Raw genomic sequence first — 14,924 nt, forward strand, 5'->3', positions numbered from 1 at the left:
AGACCGCCCTACTCGCGGCCTTGTTGCCAGTGAGGAGCACGAGATGTTCGAGAGATTTACCGACCGAGCCCGTCGGGTCGTCGTCCTTGCCCAAGAAGAGGCACGGATGCTCAACCACAACTACATCGGTACCGAGCACATCCTGCTCGGCCTCATCCATGAGGGCGAGGGAGTGGCCGCCAAAGCGCTCGAATCGCTGAACATCTCCCTGGAAGCAGTCCGCCAGCAGGTGCAGGAGATCATCGGTGAGGGTCAGCAGGCCCCGAACGGGCACATCCCGTTCACCCCGCGCGCCAAGAAGGTGCTCGAGCTGTCGCTGCGCGAGGCACTGCAGCTCGGCCACAACTACATCGGTACCGAGCACATCCTGCTCGGCCTGATCCGCGAGGGCGAGGGCGTCGCCGCCCAGGTGCTCACCAAGCTCGGTGCGGACCTGAACCGGGTGCGTCAGCAGGTGATCCAGTTGCTGAACGGTTACCAGGGCAAGGAGGCCGTCTCCGCCGGCGGCCCCGCCGAGGGCACGCCCTCCGGCTCCGCCGTGCTGGACCAGTTCGGCCGCAACCTCACCCAGGCTGCGCGTGAGTCCAAGCTCGACCCGGTGATCGGGCGCAAGCCCGAGGTCGAGCGCGTGATGCAGGTGCTCTCCCGGCGTACCAAGAACAACCCGGTCCTGATCGGTGAGCCCGGCGTGGGTAAGACGGCCGTGGTGGAAGGCCTCGCGCAGGACATCGTGCGCGGTGACGTGCCCGAGACCCTCAAGGACAAGCAGCTCTACACCCTTGACCTCGGGGCGCTGGTGGCCGGTTCCCGCTACCGCGGTGACTTCGAGGAACGCCTGAAGAAGGTGCTCAAGGAGATCCGTACCCGCGGTGACATCATCCTGTTCATCGACGAGATCCACACCCTCGTCGGTGCCGGGGCCGCCGAAGGCGCCATCGACGCCGCGAGCATCCTCAAGCCGATGCTCGCCCGTGGTGAGCTGCAGACCATCGGTGCCACGACCCTGGACGAGTACCGCAAGCACATCGAGAAGGATGCCGCGCTGGAGCGTCGCTTCCAGCCGATCCAGGTGGCCGAGCCCACGCTCACCCACGCCATCGAGATCCTCAAGGGGCTCCGCGACCGCTACGAGGCGCACCACCGGGTGACCATCACCGATGCCGCCCTCGTGGCCGCCGCCAACCTCGCCGACCGGTACGTCAACGACCGGTTCCTGCCGGATAAGGCGATCGACCTGATCGACGAGGCCGGCGCCCGGCTGCGGATCCGCCGAATGACGGCACCGCCGGAGCTGCGCGAACTCGACGACCAGATCGCCGAGACCCGCCGCGCCAAGGAGTCCGCGATCGACGATCAGGACTTCGAGAAGGCGGCCCGGTTGCGCGACGAGGAGAAGACCCTCTCGAACACGCGCCTGGAGAAGGAGAAGGCCTGGAAGGCCGGCGACATGGACAACGTCGCCGAGGTGGACGAGGAGCTGATCGCCGAGGTGCTCGCCGCCTCGACCGGTATCCCCGTGTTCAAGCTCACCGAGGAGGAGTCCTCGCGGCTGCTGCGGATGGAGGACGAGCTGCACAAGCGGATCGTCGGCCAGAACGCTGCAGTCAAGGCGATCTCCCAGGCGATCCGGCGTACCCGCGCCGGTCTGAAGGACCCGAAGCGTCCGGGTGGGTCGTTCATCTTCGCCGGGCCCACCGGCGTCGGGAAGACCGAGCTCGCCAAGGCGCTCGCGGAGTTCCTGTTCGGCGACGAGGACGCGCTCATCCAGCTGGACATGAGCGAGTTCTCCGAGAAGCACACCGTCTCCCGGATGTTCGGTTCTCCCCCCGGATATGTCGGCTACGAAGAGGGTGGACAGCTCACCGAGAAGGTGCGGCGCCGTCCGTTCTCCGTGGTGCTCTTCGACGAGGTGGAGAAGGCCCACGCGGACATCTTCAACTCGCTGCTGCAGATCCTCGAGGACGGTCGCCTGACCGACTCCCAGGGTCGGGTGATCGACTTCAAGAACACGGTGATCATCATGACCACCAACCTCGGCACCCGGGACATCGCCAAGGGTCTGCTCACCGGTTTCCAAGCCGGTGGCGACCTGTCCACGAACTACGACCGGATGAAGGTCAAGGTCAACGAGGAGCTCAAGCAGCACTTCCGCCCCGAGTTCCTCAACCGTGTCGACGACGTGATCGTGTTCCCGCAGCTCTCCCAGGACGAGATCTTCCAGATTGTCGACCTCATGGTGGCGAAGCTGTCGGTGCGTCTGGCCGACAAGGACATGGATCTCGAGCTCACCCCGGCGGCGAAGGAACTCATCGCCGAGCGCGGGTACGACCCGGTGCTCGGTGCTCGTCCGTTGCGCCGTGCGCTGCAGCGCGAGATCGAGGACCAGCTCTCCGAGCGGATCCTCTACGGCGAGATTCGCGCCGGTCAGACCGTGGTGGTGGACGCCACCGGCGAGGGGCTGCTCGGCGAGTTCACCTTCACCGGAGTGGACCGGGAACCCGAGAAGGAGCCCCTGGCCGTGGGAGCGGGCGGATCGCCCGAGCTCCCGGCGGCAACCAGCGGCGAGTAGGCACGGCGAGTTCCGCCGTCGGGCTCTGATCGCCGACGGCGGAGCTCCCCAGACGAAGGCCGGTCACCCGAGCGGGTGGCCGGCCTTCGTGCTGCCGACGCCTGATGCCCGACCGCACCGACGCCCGACCCGCCCGGGGTGAAGTTGACGTCGGTTATCGCGCCATAACCGACGTCAACCTCACCCCCGGTGCGCCCCGGGGCGGTGTCCGACAGGGGCTGGACGCGTCCGGTCAGCGGCGGTAGTTGTCCAACCAGAGGTCGGCGAGGAAGCGATGCCCGGCCGGGGTCGGGTGCACGCCGTCGTGGGCGAGGAACTCCGGCGAGGTGCGCGAGGCCGTCTGGGTGAGCGGGCCGTCGGTGGCCAGGTACTCGGCCCCGAACTCGGCGGCGAGGCGACGCACCGCCTGGATCTTCGGGTCCAGGTCCTCCCGCCACGCCCACTGGTCCTCGCGCACCGGCAGCAGGAACGGCTCGATGAGGATGATCCGCCGCACCCCGGCCGCTCGGGTGCGGGTGAGCAGCTCGCGGTAGCCGTCCTCGTACACCTCGGTGGGCGTGGGGTCGTCGGAGTCGTACCGGCGCCAGGTGTCATTGATCCCGATCATGATCGAGAGCACGTCGGGGGAGTGGGCGAGCACGTCCTCGTCCCACCGTGCCTGCAGGTCCACCACCCGGTTGCCCCCGATGCCAGTGTTGATCACCCGCTTCTCCGGGGCGTCGGCAGCGACCAGGGCGGCGTAGCCCTCGCCGAGGCTGCTCAGGTCGGATCGGTCACGGCCACAGTCGGTGATCGAGTCACCGGTCAGAAGGATCGTCACGAGCAATGAGCCTACCGATCGAGCCCTGTCCGATCACGTTGCGTGTTGTTGCAGGGGTGATCAGCGGTTCCAGGGGGTGCCAGTGGGTCGACTCCCTGGCGGCGGGGGTGGCTGATCGGTTGCTCGTCGGGAATGACGCTTCCGTTTCAGACTCCACCAGATGATGGCGTAGATCGAGGCGCCGACGAGCCCGATGGTCGCCAGTCCCATCGCGATGATCCCGATGAGCGCACCGGCACTGTCGAGGCTCTGATCCGGGTACGGCGGGCTCGAGATGATCGCTGCACGGAGGTGCGCGAGGTACAGCGTGAGCGCTCCGGAACCGAAAGTCAGCAGCAGAGCCACCGGAATGTTGATCCAGGGGTTGTAGAACGCACCCCGGTGTCGGGTGATCGAGGCCGGGTCGGGCGTGAAGTCCGGGTCCGGGAACTGTGGACGTTCATACACGCCGCCATGCTGACACACCGCCGTGGCCTGGCGCTGCCGACACGGGATCGGACAGCGACGGGCGTCCGCAGGGCGGAGATTGCTAGACGACTCAGCCGTCCAGGCCGTCAGCGGCAGTTCCAGATCGACGGATACGGCGTCTCCATGAACGTGAGGACCGGGCTGGTGGGGCTGCCGGTGGCGTCCACGTCCACCTCGACCTGCCCGTCGCCGACGTCGGGTTCGGCGTAGGCGATCGAGTCGTCCTGCGGCGTGAGGGTGACCTCGACGCCCTCGGGGTCGTCGGACTGCAGTGCGTACGCAGCCTGGCCCGTGAGCTGGTCGGCGACCCCGACGCGCGACACGCACGCGGCCAACTCGTTCTCGGCGTCGATCGGGTGCGCGATCACGAAGGGGGCGTCCTGGTCGTCCATCAGGCCCGTGGCCCAGGTCGACAGGTCAGAACTGTCGTGCTGCTCGAGGCCGTCCAGGAGGCCCTGGCCGTCCTCCTCGGGCGCCGCGCTGAGGGCGAGGAGATCGTCGCTCCAGGCGATGGCGGTGTAGGCCTCGCCGATTGGCGGAGGCGGGGTTCCCTCCGGCACCCGGAGGAGGGCATCGCCGTCGCGCTCGTAGCCGGCCTCGGAGAAACCCGCGACGATCTCGTCAATGTCTTGCGAGGTGCGGACGAGGATGACGGTCCTGCTCGTCGTGGCGGCAACAGCCGACACCTGACCAAGGTCGATGGAGTCGGCTGCCGGCTGCTCGGAGGGGAAATTGAGATGCGGGAAGACGGTCCACGCGCTGCGGAATCGCGCGTACGCGAGGCCTTCCTCGCTGGTTGGGTCCACGCCCTCGGGATGCCTCGCCTCTTCGAGCCCCGCGTCCTGGTCGAGGCCCGTGGCTTCCCGAGCGGCGGCGAAATCCACCAGCATGATGCCCCGGTAGGCGTGCTCATCGGCGGCGGCAGCGGCCGCGAGCTGCTCGAGATCGTTCTGGGGGCGGAGGGCGAGCGCGATGATCAACGCCACAGCGATCACCACGGCAAGCACAGACGCGCCAATGACCACGACGGCGGGTCGAACGGAAGGGGCAGCCATACATCTGAGCATAGAGAGCGTGAGAACCGTCCAGGCAACGGTGAGGTGAACGAAAGGCGACGTGAACGGGGTCCCAGCCTTCGCCGTCGTGAATCGTTGCTCCTGGCCGGATCCCCGGGCGATGTGACACTCGCCACCAAAGTCGCAGAAAGCAGCGACGGCGGGGGAGACTGGGCGCAGGACGCGCCCGTGTGCGTGCCCGACATCGCGGTTTCGAGTGCCCCGGCTGGACGCCAGGAGAGCACACAGTGACGGTCTCTGCGGTGAACCTCCCGATCAGAGAGTTGTCCCTTTCGTGTTTTCACCTGCTGCTGCCCCGACGACGTTCGCCGCCCTGGGCGTTCCCGCTCCGCTCGTGCGTTCGCTCGCCGACCGCGGCATCACCGAGCCCTTCCCGATCCAGTCCGCCACCCTGCGGGACACCCTTGCCGGACGTGACGTGCTCGGCCGTGGCCGTACCGGCTCCGGCAAGACCCTCGCCTTCACCCTCCCGCTGGTGGCCCGGCTGACTGAGGGCCGCTCCGCACGATCCGCATCCCCGCGCGGCCTGGTGCTCGCGCCCACCCGGGAGCTCGCCTCGCAGATCGCCGAGACCATCGCCCCGCTCGCCGCGGCCGCCGGGCTACGGCACACGGTGATCTTCGGTGGCGTCGGCCAGGGCAAACAGGTGGAGGCGCTGCGCCGCGGCGTCGACATCCTGATCGCCTGCCCCGGCCGCCTCGAGGACCTCAAGAGCCAGGGGCACCTACGCCTGGACGCTGTCGAGATCACGGTGCTGGACGAGGCTGACCACATGGCCGATCTCGGCTTCCTCCCCGCGGTCAAGCGCATCTTGGACGCGACGCCCCGGAATGGGCACCGGATGCTGTTCTCCGCCACCCTCGACAATGGCGTGGACATCCTCGTCAAGCGATACCTGAACAACCCGCTCACCCACTCCGTGGACCCCGCGTCCTCGGCGGTGACCGCCATGACGCACCACATCCTCGAGGTCTCCGACGTGGGTGCCAAGCGCGACCTGGTGGAGCAATTGGCCTCCGGAGCCTCCCGTCGCCTGTTCTTCATGCGCACCAAGCATCAGGCGCGCAAGTTGGCCCGCCAGCTCACCGCGAGTGGGATCCCCGCCGTCGACCTGCACGGCAACCTCTCCCAGGGGGCGCGGGAGCGCAACCTGGAGGCCTTCTCCAGCGGTGCCGTCCGGGTGCTGGTCGCCACCGACATCGCCGCCCGCGGGATTCACGTGGACGATGTGGACCTGGTCGCGCACGTGGACCCGCCCGCCGAGCACAAGGCCTACCTCCACCGCTCCGGTCGGACCGCACGCGCCGGCTCGGGTGGAACGGTCGTGACGATCATGCTTCCGGAACAGCGGGGCGATGTGCGCCAGCTGCTCCGTGCCGCCAAGATCAAGGCAGCCCCGACGGCGCCCGAGCCGGCACTCGTGAGCGAGCTCGTCGGCGAGGTGGCACCCAAGGTGAGCCCGGACCGTGCACCGGAAGCGGCTGCTCGCAAGCCCTCAGCGGCACCGGTCGGCAAGGGCCGGAGCGGTGGCGGCCGGCACGGTTCGGGCTCCCGCTCCGGTGGCTCGCGATCGGGCGGCGCGCGCTCCGGTGGCTCTGACGGGCCCCGGTCGGACGGATCCTCATCCGGTGGCCGGTCCGGCGCTCCTCGTCGTGGCCGCGGTCGTGGCCGTGGCGGCGCTGCTCCCGCGAGTGGTCCGGCATGGTCGAGCTCTACCCCTCGCTCCGGGGCGGGACGCCCCTCGGGCGCCCCCGCCCAGGGCGGCCGAGACGGAGCCAACGGTGCGGGACGCCGTCGGGCCGGAACGCGACGCGCCACCAGCCCCGGCACCCCTCGCTGACCCGCGCCATCGGTCGTCGCGACGGCGGCTGACCAGCACCTTTACCGAGATCCGTCGTCGATCCGGTCGTGTGACAACGACCCGATCGACGACGGATCTCATTTTTTTGCCCTGACCCCTTGCAACCTACAACTGATTGGTTGTATGTTCGTCTCATGGACGAGCGCACCGACGAGGACAGGGCCGATGCTCTGTTCCACGCGCTCGCCGACCGGACCCGGCGCGACATCCTGCGCCGGGTGCTGGCCGGGGAGTACTCGGTCAGTGCGCTCGCTCAGAAGTACGAGATGAGCTTTGCTGCTGTGCAGAAGCACGTGGCTGTCCTGGAACGTGCCGGGCTCATCACCAAACGACGCGTCGGGCGGGAGGCGTTGGCAGCAGGCGATATCGACGTCGTCCGCTCCGTCGGCTCTCTGCTCGACGAGCTCGAAGACGTCTGGCGGGGGCGGGTGGGACGCATCGACGACCTGCTCGCCGGACTCGACCAGCAGAACACCAGGAACACCACCATGAGGGAGAAATGACATGCCTGTCACCGGAGTCCAGAAGGACATCGACAACCGCACGTTGACCATCACGGCCGAGTTCGCCGCACCCGTGGACCGGGTGTGGGGCATCTACGCCGACCCCCGGCAGCTCGAGCAGGTCTGGGGCCCGCCGACCTACCCCGCCACGTTCGTGGACCACTCGCTCACCCCGGGTGCTCGAGTCACGTATTACATGACCAGCCCGGAGGGGGAGAAGCACGGCGGCTGGTGGGAGATCATCAGCGTCGACGAACCGCACGCGTTCACCTTCCGCGACGGCTTCGCCGACGCCGACCTCAACCCGGTCGACACGGCCCCAGTCGCGGAGAACGTCTACCGGTTCGAGGCCACCGAGGCAGGCACGCGCGCCACCTTCACCAGCGTCTACGAGACTGCCGAAGGGTTGCAGCAGGTGATCGCGATGGGTGTCGAAGAAGGGGCCACCCTGGCGATCAACCAGATCGACGATCTGCTCGCCGCCTGATCACAGAATCCGTCGTCGATCTGGCTAGTGCGACCCCTAGCCAGATCGACGACGGATTTCCGTTGGGGAGAGATCCCTCGTGCGGTGGATGTTGCGCGCGCTCGCCCCGGGCATGCTGGGGGTATGCGCTCTCGACTCGTCTGGCTCGCACTGCTCGTCGTCTTCGCGGTGATCGCGTGGTTCGTCGCCGAGGACACCACCTGGTGGTGGCTGGTGCCGCAGGGGGCGTTCATCCTCTTCTACGCCTGGTGGTCCTACCCGAACCGCGGTGCCACCACCACCCACGCGGAGGTGACGGCGCTCGACGAGGGCGACCCCCGCCGTCGGGTCATCATCTACTGGCGGCCCGGCTGCATGTACTGCAGCCGGCTGCGCCGCCGCCTGGGCAGCGCCCGCCGATCGGCTACCTGGGTGAACATCTGGGCCGACGACGAGGCCGCCGCCTTCGTACGGAGCGTGAATCAGGGCAACGAGACCGTACCCACCGTGGTGCTCGAGGGAGAGGCCCACACCAACCCGCCGCCGGAGCTGGTGCGGGACAGTCTCGCCGCCGGCCTCCGTTAGGCTCACCTGCACCGACGTGGACCAGGAGGTGGGTGTGGCAGGCGCAGTGCGTGCTGGGCGGCCGGGGATGAACGACGTCGCCAAGGTGGCCGGGGTGTCCCACCAGACGGTCTCCCGGGTGCTCAACGATCACCCGAACGTGCGACCGGAAACCCGGCAGCGGGTGCTCGAGGCGATCGACGCCCTCGGGTACCGCCGTAACAGTGCGGCGCGAGCCTTGGTGACCCGCCGGTCGGCCACCGTCGGCATCGTGACGAGCGGGTCGATGCAGTTCGGGCCGGCCACCACGCTCGCCGTGCTCGAGCAGTCCGCCCGGGCAGCGGGCTACTTCGTGAGCGTGGCGACGGCGGCCGAACCGACCCCAGAGACGATGACGGAGATCTTCGGTTCCTTCATGGACCAGTCCGTGGAAGGCATCGTGGTGATCGCGCCCGAGGAGCGGGTGGCGAACGCCGCCCGCGCCGCCTCGGCGCACGTGCCGGTGCTGATGCTGGCCGCGATGGATCCCCAGCCCGGTGATCCGACCGTGGTGCACGTGGACCAGCGCAGCGGTGCCCGCTTGTTGGTGCGGCACCTGCTCGATCTTGGCCACCGGGACCTGGTGCACGTGAGCGGACCGCTGGACTGGTTCGACGCGCTCGCGCGGCGGGACGCCTGGCATGACGAGCTCGCCAGTTCCGGCGTGCACCCACGTGAGGACATCGTGGGGGACTGGACGGCCGAGGCCGGGTACCAGGCAGGGCGAGCATTGCTCGGGAACCTGCCGGACGCCGTCTTCGCCGCGAACGACCAGACCGCTCTTGGGCTGCTGCACGCGTTCGCCGAGGCGGGCGTGCGGGTGCCCGACGACGTGAGCGTGGTCGGCTACGACGACGTGCAGGGCTCGGACCACTTCATCCCGCCGCTGACCACCGTGCGCCAGGACTTCGACGCGCTGGGCCGGCATGCGATGGAGGTGCTCATCGGCGCCGTCACCGGGGAACCGCTCGTGCCGGTGCCGGTTCCACCCCAGCTCTTGGTGCGTGCCAGTACCGCTGCAGCCCATTCCTGACCGACATGATGGGTGGCGCTCGGTCATTGTGAGCGCTAACATCTATCAGAGCAACGACGCCGACCCAAGGATCGCCATGACTGACGAGAACACCTACACCATCGGTGTGGACTTCGGCACGCTCTCCGGCCGGGCGGTCGTCGTCCGGACCAGCGACGGAGCCGAGCTCGGGAGCGCCGAGCACGCTTACTCCCACGCCGTGATGGACCGCACCCTGACCGCCTCGGCCGCCAATGTCGAGCTCCCGCCGGAGTGGGCCCTGCAGGTGCCCGCCGACTACGTGGACGTGCTCAAGACCGCCGTTCCGGCTGCTGTCGAGGCCGCCGGGATCGACCCGGCGCAGGTGATCGGTATCGCTGCCGACTTCACCGCCTGCACCATGGTGCCGACCACAGCTGACGGCACGCCGCTGTGCGAGCTCGAGCAGTTCGCCGACCGCCCGCACGCCTACGTCAAGCTCTGGAAGCACCACGCCGCACAGCCGCACGCCGACCGGATCAATGACCTCGCCCGCGAGCGCGGCGAGTCCTGGCTGCCCCGGTACGGCCGACTGATCTCCTCCGAGTGGCAGTTCGCCAAGGGGCTGCAGCTTCTCGAGGAGGACCGCGAGATCTACGACGCGATGGACCGCTGGGTCGAGGCCGCGGACTGGATCGTTTGGCAGCTCGGCGGGCAGTACCAGCGCAACGCCTGCACCGTCGGCTACAAGGGCATCTACCAGGACGGCCAGCACGTGGGTGAGGACTTCCTCGCGGCGCTGAACCCGGACTTCGCCACCTTCGTGCAGGACAAGCTGGAGCAGCCGATCGCCCAGCTGGGGGACGCCGTCGGGCACCTCACCGCCGAGGCGGCCGGCTGGACCGGACTGCCCGAGGGGATCGCGGTGGCCGCGGGCAACGTGGACGCACACGTGACGCTGCCGGCTGCGAACGCAGTGGAGAACGGTCAGCTCACCCTCATCATGGGCACCTCCACCTGCCACGTGCTGAACAGCGACGAGCTGCACGAGGTCCCCGGCATGTGCGGCGTGGTGGACGGTGGTGTGATCGCCGGGAAGTACGGCTACGAGGCCGGTCAGAGCGGTGTTGGAGATATTTTCGGCTGGTTCGTCTCCTCCGGTGTGCCCGCCGCGTACACGGCGGAGGCCGAGCGGCGGGGGATCTCCGTGCACGCCTACCTCACCGAACTGGCCGAGCAGCAGCCGATCGGCGGGCACGGCCTGGTGGCCCTGGACTGGCACAACGGCAACCGGTCGGTGCTCGTGGACACCGAGCTCTCCGGATTGATCATCGGCCAGACGCTGGCCACCCGGCCCGAGGACATCTACCGCGCGCTGCTGGAGTCCACCGCCTTCGGCACGCGCACCATCATCGAGGCCTTCACCTCCTCCGGAGTGCCGATCACCGAGCTGGTGGTGGCCGGCGGGCTGCTGAAGAACCGGTTCCTGATGCAGATGTACGCCGACGTGACCGGCCTCCCGCTGAGCACGATCACCTCCGAGCAGGGCCCCGCCGTCGGGTCGGCGATCCACGCGGCCGTGGCTGCGGGTGCCTACCCGGATGTGCGCACCGCTGCTGCCTCGATGGGGCACCGGACGGTCGGCGCCTACCAGCCGGACTCGGAGGCCACGGCGGCGTACGACCGGTTGTTTGCCGAGTACACCGCACTGCACGACTACTTCGGCCGGGGGGAGAACGACGTGATGAAGCGGCTGAAGACGCTCCGCCGTGAGGCGTGGGAGGCCAGTACCTCCGACGGCGTGAGCGCCCCCACGCTCGAGGTTCCGGAGGAGTTGTCATGACCCGCCCCGTCCTGAGCGAGATGTCCGCGGCCGTGCAGGCCGAGGTGGCCGCGACCCGGGAGCGCGTGGCCCGGCTGCATGCCGAGCTGGTCCGGTACGAGCTGGTGATCTGGACCGCAGGGAACGTCTCCGAACGGGTGCGCAGCGACGAGGTGGAGCTGTTCGTCATCAAGCCCTCCGGAGTCTCCTACGACGAGCTGACGCCGGAGTCGATGGTGGTGTGCACCCTCGACGGCACCAAGATCGTCGACGGCACCCCGGACCGGCTCACTCCCTCCTCGGACACCGCCGCACACGCCTACGTGTACCGGCACATGAGCGAGGTCGGGGGCGTGGTGCACACCCACTCCACCTACGCCACCGCCTGGGCGGCACGCAACGAGCCGGTGCCGTGCGTGATCACCATGATGGGCGACGAGTTCGGCGGGGAGATCCCGGTGGGTCCGTTCGCGCTGATCGGCGACGACTCCATCGGGCAGGGCATCGTGGAGACTCTGCGCAACAGCCGGTCCCGCGCCGTGCTGATGGCCAACCACGGACCGTTCACCATCGGCGCCGACGCCAAGGACGCGGTGAAGGCGGCCGTGATGTGCGAGGACGTGGCCCGCACCGTGCACATCGCCAAACAGCTCGGTGACGTCGTCCCGATCGCACCCGAGCACATCGACGCCCTCTTCGACCGCTACCAGAACGTCTACGGCCAGCGTGCCGAGGACGGGAAGGACTGACGACATGGACAACCCCTTCGAAGGCCGCGAGATCTGGTTCCTCACGGGAAGCCAGGACCTCTACGGTGACGAGACCCTGCAGCAGGTCGCCGAGCAGTCCCAGGCGGTGGCGCGGCACCTGGAGGAGTCCTCCGAGGTGCCGGTGCGCATCGTGTGGAAGCCGGTGCTCAAGGACACGGCGTCGATCCGCCGGGCGGCACTGGAGGCGAACGCCGACGACGCCTGCGTGGGTGTGATCACCTGGATGCACACCTTTTCCCCGGCGAAGATGTGGATCACCGGGCTGGACGCGCTGCGCACCCCGATGCTGCACCTGCACACGCAGGCCGGCATGGAGCTGCCCTGGGCCGACATCGACATGGACTTCATGAACCTGAACCAGGCCGCCCACGGTGACCGGGAGTTCGGATACATCGCCTCCAGGCTCGGGGTGGCCCGCAAGATTGTGGTCGGGCACGCCAGCGATCCGGTCGTCCAGGGTGAGGTGGGCACCTGGGCGAGGGCCGCCGTCGGGTGGGCCAGCCTGAGTGGAATGAAGCTCGCCCGCTTCGGCGACAACATGCGCAACGTGGCCGTGACCGAGGGTGACAAGACCGAGGCGGAGCTGCGGTTCGGGGTCTCGGTGAACACCTGGGGCGTGAACGACCTGGTGGCGGCCGTGGATGCGGTGGACGAGGCGACCATCGATGGCCTGGTCCAGGAGTATCTGGACGCTTATGAGGTCGTTCCTGAACTGCAGCCTGGGGGAGAGCGGCACGAATCGCTGCGCTACGGCGCCCGGCAGGAGGCAGGGATGCGCTCCTTCCTCGAGGCCGGCGGGTTCTCGGCGTTCACCACGAACTTCGAGGACCTCGGCGAGTTGCGGCAGCTGCCGGGTCTGGCGGTGCAGCGGCTGATGGCCGCCGGGTACGGTTTCGGCGCCGAGGGCGACTGGAAGACCGCGATCCTGGTGCGGCTGGCGAAGGTGATGGGGTACGGCCTGCCTGGTGGGGCGTCCCTGATGGAGGACTACACCTACGAGCTCACCCCGGGCAAGGAGAAGATCCTCGGCTCGCACATGCTGGAGATCTGCCCGTCGCTGACCACGGCGAAGCCGCGGCTGGAGATTCACCCGCTGGGTATCGGTGACCGGGAGGACCCGGTGCGTCTGGTGTTCGACACCGACACCGGTGACGGGCTCGTGGTGGCGCTGTCGGACATGCGCGAGCGGTTCCGGCTGGTGGCGAACGAGGTGGACATCGTGGGCCCGGACGCCGAGCTGCCGAACCTGCCGGTGGCGCGTGCGGTGTGGGTGCCGCGGCCGGACTTCAAAACCTCCGCCCGGGCCTGGCTGACCGCCGGGGGAGCGCACCACACGGTGCTGACGACGCAGGTCGGGACCGAGGTGTTCGAGGACTTCGCCGAGATCGCCCGTACTGAGCTGGCGATCATCGACGCCTCGACGACGGTGCGCGACTTCACCAAGCAGCTGCGCTGGAACCAGGTCTACTACCGGATGACCGCCGGGGCCTGACCCGCCCGCCCCCTGCGCCGCCCTTCCCACCGGGGGTGAAGTTGACGTCGATTATCCGGCCATAACTGACGTCAACTTCACCCCCGGTGGTCGTGGGTGCGGTGGGCGTGGCGGGCGGCCGCCCTGAGAGGATCTACGATCGACTCAGGCGCGAAGGGAGCACCATGCCCGCCACGATGCGCGACGTCGCGAAGCTCGCCGGGGTCTCGGTGAAGACGGTCTCGAACGTCGTCAACAACACCTATCCGTATATCCGCCCGGAGACACGGGCACAGGTCGAGGCTGCCATGGCCGAGCTCGGCTACCGGCTCAACGTGACCGCGCGCAAGCTACGCACGAACCGGACCGGCCTGATCGGCCTCGCGCTGCCCGAACTGCGCCTGCCCTACTTCGCTGAACTCGCCGACGAAGTGATCCGCAAGGCCGCCGATGTGGGCCTGAAGGTGATCGTCGAGCAGGTGGAGGCGGCCGAGCACGTGGCCGTGGAAAGCCTGGTCGGCTCGCACACCCATCTGGTGGACGGGGCGATCGTGGCGCCGGTGGGCCACGGTGACGTGCCCTCGCAGTCTGCGCCGCCCGGCTTCCCCGTGGTCGTGCTCGGTGACCACCGCATCGGCGACGACGTGGACCAGGTGTTCCTCGCCAACGCCCGTGGTGCCGAGCTGGTGATGGAGCACCTCATCTCCCGTGGGGCGCGCCGCATCGTGGCTCTGGGTGCCGACCGTGGTGTGGCCGTCGGTACCGAGGGGGAACGCACCCGCGGGTATCTGAACACGCTGGCCCGGCACGAGATCGCGGTGGACGAGGCGCTGATCCGGCCCACCGAGGGATGGAGCAAGGCGGCCGGTGCCGCGGCGATCAGGGATCTCACCGCCGAAGGTGTGGAGTTCGACGCCGTCTTCGGGTTCAACGACACCCTGGCTCTGGGGGCACTCGCGGAACTGCTCCGCGGGGGCCGCCGGGTGCCGCAGGACGTGCAGGTGATGGGCTTCGACGACATCGAGGACGCCCAGTACAGCGTGCCGGCGCTCAGCACCGTGGCCGTGGACCGGTCCCAGCTGGCTGAGCTCGCAGTGGGCATCCTGGTCCGCCGGTTGCAGGCAGTCGCTGACGGCGATGCTCACCCCGGCGAGGTCGCTCGCCCTGGTGCGGACAGTGCCGTTGCCTGGGACGCCATCGAGGTCCCGCCGCGACTGGTGCTGCGCGACTCCACCCGCTGATCGTCGGGCGGCTAATGCCTGGTGCTGGTGCTGGTGCAGGTGGCGACGTCGGTGTCGGTCGCGACAGCGCGAGGTGCCACTCGCCGTCGCATCCGGGCGCGAGGTGCCACTCGCCGTCGTTCCCACGCTCTCGAGCCGACGGTTGGTGACACCTGCCGACCACGCTCGACCGCCTGGGTGCCACGGCCCGTCGCCACCGGCCTGGGAGAGCGACGGGTTTCGGCACCTCGCGGTGGGGCACGGCGGCGGGGGAGCGGCTGGCG

General features: G+C 68.8%; 13 protein-coding genes. 10 read left to right on the forward strand and 3 right to left on the reverse strand.

Annotated features, from left to right (window positions below; all coding sequences use genetic code 11):
• The first annotated feature begins 43 nt into the window (after positions 1 to 43).
• A complete protein-coding gene (locus BLU77_RS00285; RefSeq protein ID WP_089771170.1) occupies positions 44 to 2,569 on the forward strand; it encodes an ATP-dependent Clp protease ATP-binding subunit in 2,526 nt (841 codons plus the stop codon).
• Positions 2,570 to 2,801: 232 nt separating this feature from the next.
• Here the strand turns inward: BLU77_RS00285 and BLU77_RS00290 are convergent, their stop codons facing one another.
• The 3 genes from BLU77_RS00290 to BLU77_RS00300 all read right to left on the reverse strand — a co-directional run bounded on the left by BLU77_RS00290 (position 2,802) and on the right by BLU77_RS00300 (position 4,912).
• Complete coding sequence (locus tag BLU77_RS00290; RefSeq protein ID WP_245708598.1) at positions 2,802 to 3,389, reverse strand: SGNH/GDSL hydrolase family protein; 588 nt, start codon at positions 3,387 to 3,389, stop codon at positions 2,802 to 2,804.
• Positions 3,390 to 3,449: 60 nt separating this feature from the next.
• Positions 3,450 to 3,836: a hypothetical protein gene (locus tag BLU77_RS00295; protein WP_089771171.1), complete on the reverse strand. Its 387-nt coding sequence runs from the start codon at positions 3,834 to 3,836 to the stop codon at positions 3,450 to 3,452.
• A gap of 107 nt (positions 3,837 to 3,943) precedes the next feature.
• Positions 3,944 to 4,912, reverse strand: a complete 969-nt coding sequence (locus tag BLU77_RS00300) for a hypothetical protein (RefSeq protein WP_139177485.1) — start codon at positions 4,910 to 4,912, stop codon at positions 3,944 to 3,946.
• Between the two features lie 295 nt (positions 4,913 to 5,207).
• Here BLU77_RS00300 and BLU77_RS00305 point away from each other — a divergent pair, with 295 nt between their 5' ends.
• From BLU77_RS00305 to BLU77_RS00345, 9 genes are all read left to right on the forward strand, one after another.
• Complete coding sequence (locus BLU77_RS00305) at positions 5,208 to 6,773, forward strand: DEAD/DEAH box helicase (protein ID WP_245708599.1); 1,566 nt, start codon at positions 5,208 to 5,210, stop codon at positions 6,771 to 6,773.
• Positions 6,774 to 6,928: 155 nt separating this feature from the next.
• Complete coding sequence (locus BLU77_RS00310) at positions 6,929 to 7,297, forward strand: ArsR/SmtB family transcription factor (protein ID WP_089771174.1); 369 nt, start codon at positions 6,929 to 6,931, stop codon at positions 7,295 to 7,297.
• A 1-nt stretch (position 7,298) separates the two neighbouring features.
• Positions 7,299 to 7,784: an SRPBCC family protein gene (locus BLU77_RS00315; RefSeq protein ID WP_089771175.1), complete on the forward strand. Its 486-nt coding sequence runs from the start codon at positions 7,299 to 7,301 to the stop codon at positions 7,782 to 7,784.
• A 123-nt stretch (positions 7,785 to 7,907) separates the two neighbouring features.
• A complete protein-coding gene (locus tag BLU77_RS00320; RefSeq protein WP_089771176.1) occupies positions 7,908 to 8,348 on the forward strand; it encodes a glutaredoxin domain-containing protein in 441 nt (146 codons plus the stop codon).
• A 16-nt stretch (positions 8,349 to 8,364) separates the two neighbouring features.
• Positions 8,365 to 9,399, forward strand: a complete 1,035-nt coding sequence (locus BLU77_RS00325; RefSeq protein ID WP_342741429.1) for a LacI family DNA-binding transcriptional regulator — start codon at positions 8,365 to 8,367, stop codon at positions 9,397 to 9,399.
• A gap of 76 nt (positions 9,400 to 9,475) precedes the next feature.
• Positions 9,476 to 11,200: a ribulokinase gene (gene araB / locus BLU77_RS00330; RefSeq protein ID WP_089771177.1), complete on the forward strand. Its 1,725-nt coding sequence runs from the start codon at positions 9,476 to 9,478 to the stop codon at positions 11,198 to 11,200.
• Positions 11,197 to 11,928, forward strand: coding sequence for an L-ribulose-5-phosphate 4-epimerase (locus tag BLU77_RS00335; protein ID WP_089771178.1), 732 nt, complete (start codon positions 11,197 to 11,199; stop codon positions 11,926 to 11,928). Before araB ends, BLU77_RS00335 begins: the two co-directional genes overlap by 4 nt.
• Positions 11,929 to 11,932: 4 nt before the next feature.
• Positions 11,933 to 13,441 carry an L-arabinose isomerase gene (gene araA / locus BLU77_RS00340; protein ID WP_089771179.1) on the forward strand — a complete coding sequence of 503 codons (1,509 nt, stop codon included), beginning with the start codon at positions 11,933 to 11,935 and terminating at the stop codon, positions 13,439 to 13,441.
• A gap of 164 nt (positions 13,442 to 13,605) precedes the next feature.
• The gene (locus tag BLU77_RS00345; protein WP_089771180.1) at positions 13,606 to 14,661 is read left to right on the forward strand and encodes a LacI family DNA-binding transcriptional regulator; all 1,056 of its coding nucleotides are present in this window, start codon (positions 13,606 to 13,608) and stop codon (positions 14,659 to 14,661) included.
• Positions 14,662 to 14,924: the final 263 nt, after the last annotated feature.

The sequence above is a fragment of the Ruania alba genome, assembly GCF_900105765.1.
GTDB classification, from domain to species: Bacteria; Actinomycetota; Actinomycetes; order Actinomycetales; family Beutenbergiaceae; genus Ruania; species Ruania alba.